This is a genomic window from Faecalibacterium tardum, assembly GCF_040096515.1.
GTDB classification, from domain to species: Bacteria; Bacillota; Clostridia; order Oscillospirales; family Ruminococcaceae; genus Faecalibacterium; species Faecalibacterium tardum.
Genome location: NZ_JBBMEO010000025.1, coordinates 1 through 13926, shown reverse-complemented (window position 1 = coordinate 13926; position 13926 = coordinate 1). Strand labels below are relative to the sequence as shown.

Below are 13926 nucleotides of genomic sequence, written 5' to 3'. Positions count from 1 at the left end.
AGATCATTCAAATTGAAGATGGGCAGATTGCAGGAAAAGCTGGCGAAAAATAAAAAGGCCCCTGCCCGTCATAAGGCAGAGGAAAGCTATCTGCTCACCACCAAGCTGTACTGCGGTAAGTGCGGAGCGCTGATGTTCGGAGAAAGCGGTGTCAGCCACACCGGGAAAATGTATACCTATTACAAGTGTGCCGCCGCCAAGAAGAAAAAGACCTGCGATAAAAAGGCCGTGCGGAAACAGTGGATGGAAGATCTAGTGGTCAACGAGACCATGAAGCTGGTGGAAGATGACGCTTCCATGAATGCCATCATTGCCAAAGTCATGGAATTGCAAAATCAGGAAAGCACAGACCTGCCCATCTACGAAAAGCAGCTGAAGGAAACGGAAGTCGGCATCACCAATATGCTGAACGCTATCCAGATGGGCATTCTGACCAGTTCAACCAAAGAGCGGCTGGAAGCTCTGGAAGAACAGCGGAAGGAGCTGCAAGCCCGCATTGCCGAGGAACGGCTTGCCAAGCCGAAGATGAAAGAGGAGTTCGTCCGGTTTTGGCTGCTTCGCTTCCGCAAGCTGGATATGACCCAGCCGGAGCAGCGGCAGGCGCTGGTGGACACCTTCATCAATGCCATCTATCTCTACGATGATAAGGTACTCATTACCTTTAACTATAAGGAAGGTACAGAAACGGTCGCTTTTGGGGAAGCCGTAAAAGCGGAGAAAAGTTCGGATATGAGTGCGCGAGGACACCAGATATTGAGCGTAAAATCGTAAGATTTAAAGTTCTTTCTTTATGTAGAAAAGCGGCTGCACACTTTCTGCACACCGTTTGCATATTTGCCCGAATCAGGGGCTTTTCTGCGCAAGGTTTGCACAGCCTGCTTTCCTTTGCATAAAAAGTCACTTGTCGGGGCAAGGCCCCTCCATCTTGCTGGCGCAAGACCGTTCGGTCACTCAAAAGCCCCACTGGGGCTTTCATTGCTCCGCTTCGCTTCGCAAACGCGAACTTTTGAGAATACGTCACTTTCGGCAGGGTGCAAGAAAAAATAAGGTAAATCTAAAAAATAACCGTCCGCTTCAAGTTGAGCTTGAAAGCAGACGGTCTGATTTGCAAAATGATTTTCAAATTTGGAAAGCACGTTGAGAGGCTTCGTAGCACCTGCAAGCAATGTGTCTGTCTATACAAACACCATTTGCGTTGCAAAACGCTTGTTGGGAGCACCCAAACCCTTGAACTGCACCGTGCCGATACAGGCTGGATGCTTTCGCAATCCTCAAACCAGCTTCTCCCACAGTGCATTCAATGCGGCAGCAGTATCCGCATCCATGCCCTCGTTCAGGCGGCGGGCAGCGTACCAGAGGGTAGAGCTTTCGCTCTGCACATTGGCAAGGGCGGTGTCTTGCAGCGGCAGAGCAAAGTCTGCCACCGACAGAACGTCTCCTTCCTCCGGGTCGGTGCCGTCCAGCGTCTGGAAGCAGCCATACCGCTGCTCCATGGCGGTGGGGTCGTCCACGATAAACAGGGTGCTTTCGCACAGATAAAAATCAGAGTTCAGCTTGTCCTCGCTGGACTGCATCAGCCGTTGCAGGGCGGCATCCTGCGTTTCAAAGTCCAGCGCCAGCCAGATGCCCTTTACCGTGACCTTCACCTTGCCATCGCCGTTCACGTCCCCGGCAAGGGCTTCCAGCCGGGTCTCCAGATGACTGAGAAAGGCAGTGTCCGGGTCGGTGCGGCTCACCACTGCCACGGTGTAGTCCGGCTGCACCTCGGTGACCCGGTTCCAGACGAAATACCCCACCGCCAGCAGGGCGGCAGCGATCAGCACCACATAATACCAGTGGTAGTGCCACCAGTTGGCACGCTGCTGCGCCGGGGTCAGGGGAGGGGGCGTTTCCTGGATCAGGTCTTCGGGTTTGATATCCCGTTCGTAGCGGTAGGATGCCATGGCTGTGTCCTCGTTTCGTCTGTTTTTCTGCATCTATCATAGCACAAATTCCCGGGCAGCGGCAGACTGCCCGGGAATTTTTCATGCTTTATTTACACCCGTGTACGCAGGCACTTGAGGTCTGTGCCGGTTACGGCGTAGGCCCCGGTGCCAGCGGGCAGGAACAGGCTCTGCCCCTTGCGGATGGGCAGGCTTTCGCCGGTGGCGGTCTCGGTCAGGGTGCCCTTGCCTTCCAGCACCAGCAGAGAGGTGAAGGAGGTCTCGTCGCAGACATCCTCAAAGCCACCCTCTACGGCATCCACCGTGAAGTAATCACACTGTGCCAGATGACCGTGGAAGTCCTGCGCTTTCGGCGGCTCCCGGAGGGTAACATCCAGCGCCTGCGGGATGTGCAGCTGCCGGGGCTTGCCATCCGCGCCCAGACGGCCGTAGTCGTAGATGCGGTAGGTGACGTTGGAGTTCTGCTGGATCTCCGCCACCACGATGCCCTTGCGGATGGCGTGCAGCGTGCCGGAGGGGATGAAGAAGCAGTCCCCCTTGTGCACCGGCACGGCGTTCAGCACGTCGGTCAGGGTGTTATCCTGAATGCGGCGCTCAAACTCCTCCTTGCTGATCTCATGGGTGAAGCCGTAGTAGAGGGAGGCACCCGGCTCTGCTTCCAGCACATACCACATCTCGGTCTTGCCGTACTGGTGCTCGTGCTCCAAAGCGTATTCATTGGAGGGGTGTACCTGAATGGACAGGTCTTTTTTGGCATCAATGAGCTTGGCAAGTACGGGGAACTCACTGAACTTTTCGCAGTGGGTGCCAAGGCAGCCGGGATGGGCGTCGATGTACTGCTGGAAGGTGGAGCCATCCGGCAGGTAGCTGGGGCCGTCCGGGTGGCAGGAGAGCATCCACGCCTCGCTCAGGGGGTGTAGTTCGCTCTGGATGCCGTACTCGGTGCGCAGCTTTTCGCCGCCCCAGAGGTAGTCTTTGCAGCTGGGAGTAAGTTGAATCGTTTTCATTTTATATACCTCGAATATGCCTGAAATTGAACACAAAAAAGGGTGCAAAAAAGCTGCCCCGTCCATTTTTCGGCGGGAACGAGGCAGCCAGTTTGCAGGGGATTATGCTTTCAACAGGGCAGAGGCAGCTTTGCCAAGGGTGTCGTTGATGGCATCGGCTGCTTCTTCGGTGGGGGCAACGGCAGAGAGATACACCTTGATCTTCGGCTCGGTGCCGGAGGGGCGTACCATCAGCTTGGCGCCGCCCGCCAGACGGAACTCCAACACATTTGCCTTGGGCAGTCCGGTGCCGGCGGTGTTGTAGTCCACTACGCTTTCCACGGTCATGCCGCCGATGGCGGTGGGCGGGGTCTGCCGCAGCTGCTTCATGATGGCGTCCATGGTGTGCATTCCGCTTTCGCCCTCAAAGGCGAAGCTGTGCAGGGCGTTGCGGTAGCAGCCAAACTCGGCGTACAGCTTATTGATGGCATCCAGCAGGGTCATGCCCTGCTTTGCGTACCATGCGGCGGCTTCGCACACCAGCAGGGTGGCGTTGACGGCGTCCTTGTCCCGGACGTGGGCACCGGACAGGTAGCCGTAGCTCTCCTCAAAGCCAAAGATGTAGCGGTCGGCTTCACCTGCGGCTTCCAGCAGACCGATCTGCTCGCCGATGAATTTGAAGCCGGTCAGGGTGCGGCGCAGCTCCACGCCGTACTTTGCCGCCACCGGGGTGGCCATATCGGTGGAAACGATGGTGGTCACAGCCACCGGATGCTCCGGCATGGTGCCCAGTGCCTTCCGGGTGCGGCAGATGTAGTCCAGCAGAATGATGCCCATTTCGTTGCCGGTGATGAGCCGGTAGCCGCCCTTGCCGTCCGGCACGGCGGTGCCGCAGCGGTCACAATCCGGGTCGGTGCCCAGCAAAAGATCCGGGTGCACTTTGTCGCACAGCTCCAGACCCTTCTGCATGGCTTCCCGGATCTCCGGGTTCGGGTAGGGGCAGGTGGGGAAGTTGCCGTCCGGCTTTTCCTGCTCCGGCACCACCGTCACATGGGTGACGCCCAGCTTTGCCAGCAACTTTTTCACGCATTCCAGACCGGAGCCGTTCAGCGGAGTGTACACCAGCTTCAGGTCAGCGGTGCCTGCTCCATCGCCCACACGCTGGGCGTAGACGGCATCCACAAAGTCGTCCAGACATTTCTCGCTGCTGTATTCGATCTTGCCCTCGGCAAGGGCTGCGTCAAAGTCCGCAGGCTGTACGGCAAAGCAGTCTACTGCTTCAATGGCGGCAAGGATCTTTGCTGCCACCTCAAGGGTGATCTGGCAGCCGTCTGCGCCGTAGACCTTGTAGCCGTTGTACTTGGCGGGGTTGTGGCTGGCGGTAACGCATACGCCTGCGCCGCAGCCGTAGTACCGCACCGCCCAGCTCAGCGCCGGGGTGGGCTCCAGACGGGGGTAAATGTATGCCTTGATGCCGTTAGCAGCCAGAACAGCCGCCGTTTCTTTTGCGAACACATCGCTCTTGATGCGGCTGTCGTAGCCGATGGCCACCTTTTTGGGCAGGTCGGAGGCGTTCAGGTAGTTGGCAAGCCCCTGGGTTGCCTTGCGGATGTTGTAGACGTTCATCCGGTTGGTGCCTGCCCCGATGACACCCCGCAGACCGCCGGTGCCGAATTCCAGCTCCCGGTAAAAGCGGTCGGTAATAGCATCCTCGTTGCCTGCAATGCTGTTCAGTTCATCGGCAAGGTCAGCAGGCATCCCGGGCTGGGAAAGCCAGCGGTCATACTGCTGTTTGATTCGTTCTTCCATAGGATCACACTTTCTTCCAATAAGGACAGCTTCGGTGCAGACGATCATTGCACGCTGTCCTCCGTGTCAGGTTCTTCTTCCGGTTCCTCTTCCTTGCGCCCGGCTTTTTCCAGCTGAGCAAAGGCGGGGCGCATCAGGCTTGCCATGCCAAGGGCAGAACCTGCGCCGCCGATGAGCAGCCACAGGGGCAGCAGATAGACGAACCACGCAGGGGCGGCTTTTGCCAGCAGGGGAAACCACGCCAGAAAAGCCAGATTCCCCACAGTGGGCAGCAGGTTTGCAAGGGTCATGCGGCCGCTGTCCGCCAGCACCGGCAGAACGCCGGGATAGGTGAACCGTGCCAGCAGGGCAAAGCCCCAGCTGCCGCAGCAGCCCGCCAGCACCAGCAGCAGAAAGGACGCTGCCGCCAGAATGCCGGTGCTGGGGGTGTCCTGTGCGGTGGCGGTGCGCAGCCCGGTGAGGGCGGCAAAGCCTGCCAGCAAAAGCACCAGCCACAGGGCAGTAGATTGCTTAAAATCCCGCTTGAACGCCTTGAAAAAGTCGGTATGGACGGTGTAGTCCTCCTTTGCCGCCATCTTGTTCACCACCGTGAACAGCCCCAGGGTGGAGGCTCCGGCGGTGACGATGGGCAAACAGCACACCAGCCACAGAAGGTTGGCAAAAAGCAGATCGCCGATCTTCCCCATAGTGCGGTAGAAGGGGCTGTCGATGTTGGTCTTTTTCATGGCGTTTCCTTTCGGGCGGAGGTCTCAGAGGGGCGGTTTACTCGCCGATGCTCTTGAGGTACTCCAGATTTTTGTCGATGAGGGCGCACCGCTGCTTTACGCAGTCCACACTGCGCAGCGGGTCGGCGGGGGTGTTGAAGGCGAAGTCCAGCAGTTTGTCGATGGTGGTAGAAGCTACATGGAGACGGGTATCGCTGGCTGCATAATAAATATACACGCTTCCGTCATCGTCTGCAATCGCGCCGTTGGTGAACACCACGTTGGAAACATCGCCCACACGCTCCCAGTCCCGGGGAGCGATCAGGAAGCCGGAGGGCTCCGCGATCACCTTGCTGGGGTCGTCCAGTGCGGTGACGAATACATAAATGACGTACCGCAGCCCGGCGGCGGTATTCCGCACGCCATGGGCAATGTGCAGCCAGCCCTTTTCGGTCTTGATGGGGGTGGCACCCTCGCCGTTCTTTGCCTCAGTGATGGTGTGGTAGCGGCGGGGGCTGGTGATGATCTCCTCGTCAATGACGGCGTGAGTGATGTCCTCGCACAGACCAAAGCCTACGCCGCCGCCGGAACCGGTGTCGATGAAGTCATCCATGGGGCGGGTGTAGAAGGCGTACTTGCCGTTGACAAACTCCGGCAGCAGATCCACATTGCGCTGCTGGGGGCTGCGCTTGGTGACAAGGTTCGGCAGACGCTCCCAAGTTTTGAGGTCTTTGGTGCGGACAATGCCTGCGGCAGCTACGGCAGCGGACAGGTCATTCACGCTGTTGTCCTTGCTCTCGGAGCAGAACACGCCGTAGATCCAGCCGTCCTCGTGCTGGGTCAGACGCATATCGTAGACGTTGGTCTCCTCCGGGCAGGTGTCCGGCAGCAGGATGGGCTTTTCCCAGAAGTGGAAGCCCTCCACCGGGCTGTCGCTTTCTGCCACGCCAAAGAAGCTCTTGCGGTCATTGCCCTCGATGCGCGCCACAAGGTAATACTTGCCGTTCAGCTTGATGGCACCGGAGTTGAACACGGCGTTCACGCCCAGACGCTCCATAAAGTGGGGGTTCGTCTCCGGGTTCAGGTCGAACCGCCAGCTCAGCGGGATGGACTCGCGGGTCAGCACCGGGTTTTCCCACCGGTCATAGATGCCGTTGTAGAAATCGGTCTTTTTGTTTTTGCGGGCCAGGTAGGCATCCTGCAAAGCCTTCTGGCGCAGGTATTCGGGGTGGAGTTTAGACTGTGACATCGGGGTTCCTCCTTATCAGTTCCATGCACATTCTGCCGTTGTGGTAGGGGCACTTCCACGGCTCAAGGATGGGTTTGCGGCTGGACGGTTTTCCGTCTGCGTCCACTTCCCAGAACCATTCACTGCCGGGGCGTTTGTCCACCATCACGTTGCAGATGTAGTGGTAAATATCGGCGGCGGCATCGCGGTATTTTGCATCGCCGCTCTTGTTGTATTCGTTCACGAAGCCCAGCACGGACTCGGCCTGCACCCACCACACACGGGTGGTATTCACCTTGCCGCGGTCGCACTCGTTGACCACCGAGTGGTCAATGTAAGCTTCCTTGTAGATGTGGGCGGCAAGGTCGGAGTTGATGGCGTGGATGCGCTTGGAAAGCGCTGCATCGCCCAGTAAATCGCAGCCCCAGTCGATGAGCCAGCTGGACTCGATATCGTGACCGTAGCTGTACAAATCGATGATAGAGTTGTAGTGCTGGTCAAAGAACACCAGCTGCCGGTGCAGCTCCGGGCTGTAAATCTTGTGCTCGTAGATATCAAGGATGCGGCGCAGAGCCTTTTCCACCTCCGGGTCACGGCTTGCCTGATAAAGCCCGGCGTAACCCTCGAACACATGGAGCAGGGTGTTCATGGTCTTTGCCGCCATGACACCGTTTTCCGAGAGCTTTTCGTTGCTCTCCGGCTTCCAGTCGATGGTAAAGGCCTCCAGATAGCCCTCGCTGTCGGTGCAGTGCTGCTCGATGAGATGAAAGATCTTTTTTGCGTACGTCAGCGCAACGGGGTCTTTGGTCAGCCGGTAGTAAGCGGAAAGGGCATAGATGGCAAAGCCCTGATTGTAGGTGTGCTTAGTGGTGTCCTGCGGCTTGCCGGTGTAATCGCAACTCCAGTACACGCCGCCGTTTGCCTCGTCGTAGCAGTTTTTCAGGAAGAACTGGTAGGCGTGGCGGGCATCCTCGGCAAGGTCTGCCCGGCCGGTCAGCATGGCAGCCTCGGAGAAGAACCACAGAATGCGGCTGTTCAGGATGCAGCCCTTTTCGGCTTTTTTGTCCAGCTTCAGGTCAAAATCCATGTAGCCGTAAAAGCCGCCGTTTTCCTCGTCCCGCAGCCCTTTCCAGAAGGGAATGATGGTTTGCAGCAGCATTTCTTCTGCCGCCTGTTTGATGGAAGACATAATACAGAACTTCCTTTCTGTACAAAGTAAAACCCTCTCGGTCACGGCTTGCGCCGTGCCAGCGCCCGGTAGGGGACGTAAAATCTCTTTTTGCAGAGATGGCGATGCGAAGCATTGACAGAGAGGGTTGCGCTTGACGCTTAGCGGATGCCCACCTCGTGGTCGGTGGGGCCTGCGTTATCGTGGGTCTTGATGTAATCCACCACCTCGTCTACGGTGGTGAAGGCCAGACCGACATAACTGTCGGCGCAGCCATAGTACAGAGCGATGCGGCCGGTGTCGGCATCCTGCAGGGTGGCGCAGGGGAAGCAGACGTTGGGCACGAAGCCACGCTCCTCATACCACTTTTCCGGGGTCAGCAGGAAGTTGCCGCAGCGGTACAGTACCTTGCTGGGCTCGTCCTTATCCAGAATGGCACCGCCGATGGAGTAGACGAAGCCATTGCAGGTGCCGGTAACGCCGTGGTAGAACAGCAGCCAGCCCTCGCTGGTCTCAATGGGGGCAGCACCGCCGCCGATCTTCACGCTCTCCCACCAGTTGGAGCCCTTGCTCATCACATGGCGGTGACGGCCCCAGAACTCCATATCCGGGCTCTGGCTCAGGAAGATGTCACCAAAGGGGGTGTGGCCGCTGTCAGACGGGCGGCTCAGCAGGGTGTACAGGCCGTTGATCTTGCGGGGGAACAGCACGGCGTTGCGGTTGAAGGGGATAAAGGGGTTCTCGATGCGGACAAAGGTCTTGAAGTCGGTGGTCTTGGCGATGCCGATGGACGCACCGTAGAAGTCCTGACACCAGATGATGTAGTAGGTGTCCTCCACCTTCACAAGACGGGGATCGTAGGCGTACACCGGCATAAACGGCTCGCCCTTTTCGTTGACGAAGGGGATCTTGTCCTTGTCAAAGTTCCAGTGGATGCCGTCCTCGCTGCGTCCCAGATAGATGTAGGGGATGCCGTCGATCTGCTCGCCACGGAACACGCCGATGAACTTGCCCTCGTAGGGCACCACGGCACTGTTGAAGATGCGTGCCACCCCTTCCACAGGGTTGCGGTCGATGATGGGGTTCTCGTTGTACCGCCACACCGGGGCGGTAACATCAGCAGGCTTTTCCTGCCAAGGGATGTTGGGCAGTGCATCGCAGAACATTTTTACGTTGCTCATAAGATAAACTCCTGTAATAGAAGATTGTTTGTTTTCCTTCTGCTGTATTCTCCCGGCTCCTGCACAGAAACCGGGAGAAGCAGCAGATGATGAAGGAAAAATGTGGATGTCGCAATTTTAGCCCTTCACAGCACCGGCAGCCATGCCGCTGTAGATCTGATCCTGACACAGCAGGAACACGATAAGGGCGGGGATGATGGTGATGATGACACCGGCGCAGATGTAGTTGTACTGGTTGCCCATGGGGCCGGAGAACACATACAGCGAGGTAGCAACCACCTGATACTTGGTCTTATCCTGCAGATACAGGTTTGCCATGTAGTATTCGTTGTAGGTGGACACACCCTTCAGGATGGCGCTGGTGACGATGGCGGGCTTCAGCAGGGGCAGCAGGATCTTGAAGAACACACCAAAGTAGGTGCAGCCATCCAGAATGGCGCTTTCATCCAGCGTGGAGGAAAGGTTCTCGAAGAACTGCAAAAAGATATAGATGGTGATAACGTCCGTGCCCATCATCAGGATGATGTAGCCGGGCATGGAGTTCACCAGATGCAGAGCAGTCATGATCTGGTACACCGTGACCTGAGAGGCAATGCCGGGGATCAGGGTGGCAATGGTGAACAGGTTGCGGATCAGCTTATTGCCGGGGAACTTGAACCGGTTCAGCACATAAGCCAGCATGGCGCTGATCATAATGCTGCCTGCCAGCACGCAGATCAGGATAATAAAGCTGTTGAGGAACGCCTTGCCCATGTTGGCCTTGTTCCATGCGATGATGAAGTTATCGAAGTTCAAAAAGTTCTTGGGCAGGGTGATGACGTTGGTGCTGGCATACTCTTCCTCCGTCTTAAAGGCGGTGAAGATACAGGACACGATGGGCACCAGTGCCACGAAAGCGGCAAAGATCAGCAGCACATACTTGCAGATATTGATGAGGATGCGCTTCATTTTGATTGCGTTCATACGTTCTGCCTCACTTTCACTTGGTTACGCCGCTGCTGCGGTTTTCCAGCCATTTTTCCACAGCCTTCTGGGCGTAGGTGACGATCACGATGAGCAGCAGCAGAACCACAGCCATGGCGGATGCAAGACCCACCTTCTGGTCGGTATGGGCGATCTTGTCCATGACCACGAAGTAGGTGGAGGTGTTGAAGCCGCCGCCGGTGACAACATAGGGCATCTCGAAGGCGGACAGTGCGCCGGACACCGAGATGATGAGGTTCAGCACCACGATGGTGCTGATGGAGGGCAGGATGATGTCTTTGAAGCGGTGCCATGCGTTGGCACCGTCGATCTCAGCAGCCTCGTACAGAACGGGGTCCACGGAAGCGATAGCACCGATGAACATGACGATGTTCTGGCCGATGTATTTCCAGATAGAGCAGGCCACCAGCACGACGTTGTTGATGGACTCATCCCGGAGCCAGAAGGGCAGCTTATCCACGTTGAAGCCCACCCAGCTCAGCAGGGTATCCAGCACAAAGCCGTGGGTGAAGAAGAACTTGAAGATGAAGCCCACCGAGATGCCGCAGATGAGGCAGGGAAAGTACAGTGCACCACGGAAGAACTTGCTGCCCTTGCACTTGAAGCTCAGGATGGTGGCAAACAGCAGCGCCAGCGCCATCTGCACCACCGAACCTACCATGTAGTAAAGGCTCAGGCTCAGAGCATGGAAGCAGTCTTTGCGGGTAAAGACCGAGATGTAGTTCTGCAGACCCACAAAGGTACGTCTGCCGATGTACTTCATTTTGAAGAAACTGAACTCCACCATTTTGAAGAAGGGCAGATAGGTGAACATGAACAGCAGCACCAGCGGAACAAACAGGAACACCAGCGTGACGATGAGCTGCTGGCCGCGCATACTGTGAAAGTATTCGCTGAAGCTCTTGCGCTTTTTAGGCGCGGATACGGTTGCGGAAGATGCCATGTAAAAGACCTCCTTTCACCAAAAGCAGGGCGGACATGGGCCCGCCCTGCTGATTTATAACGATAGATTGCTTACTGCGGTGCGCAGTCATCCACGGCCTTGTTCCATGCAGCGTTCCAGTCGGCCACGATGTCGTCCAGAGTCTCGTCGCCGTTGATGCCAGCCTCCACCACACGCATGACGTGGGTCTGGTCGGCATTCAGCATCAGCTCAGCCTCCTGCTGCACCTCGGTGGCAAGGTCTGCCAGCTCTGCGGGGGCGGGAGCATCCTCGACCAGGTCGATGCCGTCGAATGCCTTCAGGGTATCGGGGTATTCCTGGCTCTTCAGCACCGGCACGCCGCCCTGATCATAAGCAAAGTTGGAGCTTTCGGTCAGCCACTTGATGTAGAGCATGGCAGCCAGCTTTTTGTCATCGGTGGTGTTCTTGTTCACACCGTAGCAGTAGTCTGCACCTGCGCTGGCGTACTGGGTACCCTTGACGGTGATGGGGAACGGCATATAGCCAATGTCGTCGGCATGGTCACCGGCGGCCTGCATCTGCACGATGGCCCAGCTGCCCAGAACCATGGCACCGATCTGGCCGTTATTGATGCGGGGCTTGCTGCCCTCCCAGTCGGTGGTGGTGGGGTCGGCCTCGGTCAGACCGCGCTTCACTGCTTCGTACAGGATGTAGTACACAGCGTAGGGACCCATATCGTCCGCACCCAGAATGCCCTTCTGGAACGGATCCTTGGTCTGGGGCATGGTAATGTTCATCCAGTCCGGGTCGCCGGTTGCGCCGCCGCTGGTGTAAGCATCCCATGCGGTCATGGTCCAGCCGGCGGCGTAGTTGGTGTACAGGGGATCAATGGAAGGATCGTAGTCCTTGATCTTCTGCAGGTCATCCAGGAACTCGTCCGGGGTCTTGGGCAGGGTGGTGATGCCGGCAGCCTCAAAGACCTTCTTGTTGTAGATGATGCCCTGTGCATTGCCGGTGGAGGGGATGCCGTACACGCTGCCGTTATAAGCGCGGTTGGAAGCGAAGTTGTAATCGTTCTCAATGTCGCTCAGTGCGCACAGAGGCTCAAAGTAGTCGCCCAACTCGGTCAGGGGGATGTTGGTGGGGATCATGCACAGATCACCCCAGTCGTTGGAAGTCAGACGGGTGGTCATGTCGTTGGCATAGTCGGTGATGCCCTCGTACTTGATGGTGATGTTGGGATACAGCTTCTGGAATGCGGCAACGTAGCCGTCAAAGGTGCCGTCCTCGATGAGGTCGGTGCGGTGGCTGACGAACTTCAGATCGGCCTTCAGGTCGGTGTTGTCGGTGCCAACGGTCAGCTCATTGTAAGCCTTTGCACCGTCAGCGCCGGCAGCGGAACCGGCGGTGCTGCCGGTGGAGCCGGCGGTAGAAGTGCTGCTGCCGCCGCAGGCGGCCAGAGCAGAGGCTGCGGCCAACACACCAGTGACCTTCAGGAAGTTACGGCGATTGATCTTACGCATAGGAATGTCCTCCTTCTTTATGTGGAACCTTTTTCCGGGTTGCGAAAGCTTTTGTTAACTTGGTTTAGCTAACTGTTTCTTTCGCTTTTTGTGATTTAAGTATAGTCTTTTCACAGCGCACTGTCAATATCACCCAAAAGATTCGGTGTTTTGGTGGCAATTCGGCGATTTTCTTGTGAAAACTGACCTGCAAATCCGGGATACAACACGAAAATCAAACTTAAAATGTTTTATTAGCTAACAAAATAGAGAAAATTAGCCTAAATAATGGCTAGCTTGAAGGCTTTTCAAAGGTTTTTATTGACGAAACTACCGAAAACTGTTATGCTAGTTATAAAGTTAATCGGAATTTTATTTACCTCATAACCAAATCAAGAAGAAAGCTGGTCAGGAACATGGCAAAAGCAGTACGCATGGCGGACATTGCACAGCGGCTGGGCATCAGCACCGTTTCCGTTTCCAAGGGTCTGGCAGGGAAGGAAGGCGTAAGCGCCGAGATGCGTGCCAAGATCCTTGCCACCGCCGAGGAGATGGGCTACCAGCCCCCCGCCCGGACCAACGCCCACCCCGGCGGCGAGAGCATCGGCATTCTGGTGGCAGACCGCTTTTTCAATGAGAATGCCTTTTATTCCAATCTGTACCGTGCCGTGTTGAAAGCTGCCACCGAGCAGGACATCTCGGTTCTGATGGAGATCGTTCTGCCGCAGGCAGAAAAAAGCTGCAATATGCCCACCTTCCTTGTAAACCGGAAGGTGGACGGCCTGATTTTTATGGGCGAGATCAGCCGCCGCTACCTTGCTACGGCGGTGCAGACCGGCGTGCCCTTTATGCTGCTGGACTTCTACGACGATGCCATTGCCGCCGACTGCGTGCTCAGCGACAACACCAGCGGCAGCTACACGATGACCGAGCACCTTATCTCCACCGGGCGGCGGAACATCGGCTTTGTTGGCAGCGTGCTGTCCACCAGTTCCATCATGGACCGGTATCTGGGCTACGTCAAGGCGATGCTCCGTGCCGGTCTGCCCATCCGGGACGACTGGCGGCTGGAGGACCGGGACGATCAGGGTAAGTTCGTGCCGTTCTCTCTGCCTCATGAAATGCCGGACGCCTTTGTCTGCAACTGCGATGCGGTGGCCTATAATCTGGTGGAGATCCTCAAGCGCAACGGCTACCGGGTGCCGCAGGATGTGGCAGTGACCGGCTACGACGACTACCGCTATTCCACTCTTTGCAGCCCCCAGCTCACCAGCTACCGGGTGGACTTGGACGGCATGGCAAAAACGGTGGTGGCGCAACTGCGCCGCAAAATGGCGCATAAGCCTGCCATTGCTCCCACCGTCATCGTGCCCGGCGGCTTTGTAAGAAGAGAATCTACCTGATAAAAAGGGGCTGATGCACGAAGGTTTGTGCATCAGCCCCTTTAGCGGAAAATAGAGTTTATATTGGGGATGCCGGAGCGTCTGTGGACGCTCCGGCATCCCGTTTTCATTTTT

Annotated in this window: 12 protein-coding genes; 2 read left to right on the top strand and 10 right to left on the bottom strand. The window is 56.9% G+C overall.

Going from position 1 to position 13926, the window contains the following annotated elements; all coding sequences use genetic code 11:
* Positions 1-18 precede the first annotated feature (18 nt).
* A complete protein-coding gene (locus tag WMO44_RS11685) occupies positions 19-771 on the top strand; it encodes a recombinase zinc beta ribbon domain-containing protein (RefSeq protein WP_435387738.1) in 753 nt (250 codons plus the stop codon).
* 500 nt (positions 772-1271) lie between these two features.
* On the opposite strand, the gene WMO44_RS11680 is transcribed toward WMO44_RS11685, so the two are convergent.
* From WMO44_RS11680 to WMO44_RS11635, 10 genes are all read right to left on the bottom strand, one after another.
* A complete protein-coding gene (locus WMO44_RS11680) occupies positions 1272-1943 on the bottom strand; it encodes a hypothetical protein (RefSeq protein WP_349152688.1) in 672 nt (223 codons plus the stop codon).
* 92 nt (positions 1944-2035) lie between these two features.
* Positions 2036-2950, bottom strand: a complete 915-nt coding sequence (locus tag WMO44_RS11675) for a type I phosphomannose isomerase catalytic subunit (protein WP_349152687.1) — start codon at positions 2948-2950, stop codon at positions 2036-2038.
* 102 nt (positions 2951-3052) lie between these two features.
* A complete protein-coding gene (locus tag WMO44_RS11670; protein WP_349152686.1) occupies positions 3053-4738 on the bottom strand; it encodes a phospho-sugar mutase in 1686 nt (561 codons plus the stop codon).
* Positions 4739-4782: 44 nt separating this feature from the next.
* Positions 4783-5463: a YesL family protein gene (locus WMO44_RS11665; protein ID WP_005922719.1), complete on the bottom strand. Its 681-nt coding sequence runs from the start codon at positions 5461-5463 to the stop codon at positions 4783-4785.
* Between the two features lie 37 nt (positions 5464-5500).
* Positions 5501-6691: a glycoside hydrolase family 130 protein gene (locus tag WMO44_RS11660; RefSeq protein ID WP_097777010.1), complete on the bottom strand. Its 1191-nt coding sequence runs from the start codon at positions 6689-6691 to the stop codon at positions 5501-5503.
* The gene (locus tag WMO44_RS11655; protein ID WP_349152685.1) at positions 6678-7859 is read right to left on the bottom strand and encodes an AGE family epimerase/isomerase; all 1182 of its coding nucleotides are present in this window, start codon (positions 7857-7859) and stop codon (positions 6678-6680) included. The genes WMO44_RS11660 and WMO44_RS11655 overlap by 14 nt, the downstream gene beginning before the upstream one ends.
* Positions 7860-7999: 140 nt before the next feature.
* Positions 8000-9019 carry a glycoside hydrolase family 130 protein gene (locus WMO44_RS11650; RefSeq protein WP_015537563.1) on the bottom strand — a complete coding sequence of 340 codons (1020 nt, stop codon included), beginning with the start codon at positions 9017-9019 and terminating at the stop codon, positions 8000-8002.
* A gap of 117 nt (positions 9020-9136) precedes the next feature.
* The gene (locus tag WMO44_RS11645) at positions 9137-9982 is read right to left on the bottom strand and encodes a carbohydrate ABC transporter permease (RefSeq protein ID WP_097779850.1); all 846 of its coding nucleotides are present in this window, start codon (positions 9980-9982) and stop codon (positions 9137-9139) included.
* Between the two features lie 16 nt (positions 9983-9998).
* Positions 9999-10946, bottom strand: a complete 948-nt coding sequence (locus WMO44_RS11640) for a carbohydrate ABC transporter permease (protein WP_005922707.1) — start codon at positions 10944-10946, stop codon at positions 9999-10001.
* A gap of 71 nt (positions 10947-11017) precedes the next feature.
* Entirely contained in the window at positions 11018-12430 is a 1413-nt protein-coding gene (locus tag WMO44_RS11635; RefSeq protein ID WP_349152684.1) for an ABC transporter substrate-binding protein, read from the bottom strand.
* A gap of 395 nt (positions 12431-12825) precedes the next feature.
* On the opposite strand from WMO44_RS11635, the gene WMO44_RS11630 reads away from it, so the two are divergent.
* Entirely contained in the window at positions 12826-13812 is a 987-nt protein-coding gene (locus WMO44_RS11630; protein ID WP_249250770.1) for a LacI family DNA-binding transcriptional regulator, read from the top strand.
* Positions 13813-13926 lie beyond the last annotated feature (114 nt).

What these genes read in the sequence shown, in the direction of transcription:
- WMO44_RS11645 (WP_097779850.1), bottom strand. Translation starts at nt 9,982, where the DNA reads ATGAACGCAATCAAAATGAAGCGCATCCTCATCAATATCTGCAAGTAT.
- WMO44_RS11640 (WP_005922707.1), bottom strand. Translation starts at nt 10,946, where the DNA reads ATGGCATCTTCCGCAACCGTATCCGCGCCTAAAAAGCGCAAGAGCTTC.
- WMO44_RS11670 (WP_349152686.1), bottom strand. Translation starts at nt 4,738, where the DNA reads ATGGAAGAACGAATCAAACAGCAGTATGACCGCTGGCTTTCCCAGCCC.
- WMO44_RS11655 (WP_349152685.1), bottom strand. Translation starts at nt 7,859, where the DNA reads ATGTCTTCCATCAAACAGGCGGCAGAAGAAATGCTGCTGCAAACCATC.
- WMO44_RS11665 (WP_005922719.1), bottom strand. Translation starts at nt 5,463, where the DNA reads ATGAAAAAGACCAACATCGACAGCCCCTTCTACCGCACTATGGGGAAG.
- WMO44_RS11650 (WP_015537563.1), bottom strand. Translation starts at nt 9,019, where the DNA reads ATGAGCAACGTAAAAATGTTCTGCGATGCACTGCCCAACATCCCTTGG.
- WMO44_RS11675 (WP_349152687.1), bottom strand. Translation starts at nt 2,950, where the DNA reads ATGAAAACGATTCAACTTACTCCCAGCTGCAAAGACTACCTCTGGGGC.
- WMO44_RS11630 (WP_249250770.1), top strand. Translation starts at nt 12,826, where the DNA reads ATGGCAAAAGCAGTACGCATGGCGGACATTGCACAGCGGCTGGGCATC.
- WMO44_RS11685 (WP_435387738.1), top strand. Translation starts at nt 19, where the DNA reads ATGGGCAGATTGCAGGAAAAGCTGGCGAAAAATAAAAAGGCCCCTGCC.
- WMO44_RS11660 (WP_097777010.1), bottom strand. Translation starts at nt 6,691, where the DNA reads ATGTCACAGTCTAAACTCCACCCCGAATACCTGCGCCAGAAGGCTTTG.
- WMO44_RS11635 (WP_349152684.1), bottom strand. Translation starts at nt 12,430, where the DNA reads ATGCGTAAGATCAATCGCCGTAACTTCCTGAAGGTCACTGGTGTGTTG.
- WMO44_RS11680 (WP_349152688.1), bottom strand. Translation starts at nt 1,943, where the DNA reads ATGGCATCCTACCGCTACGAACGGGATATCAAACCCGAAGACCTGATC.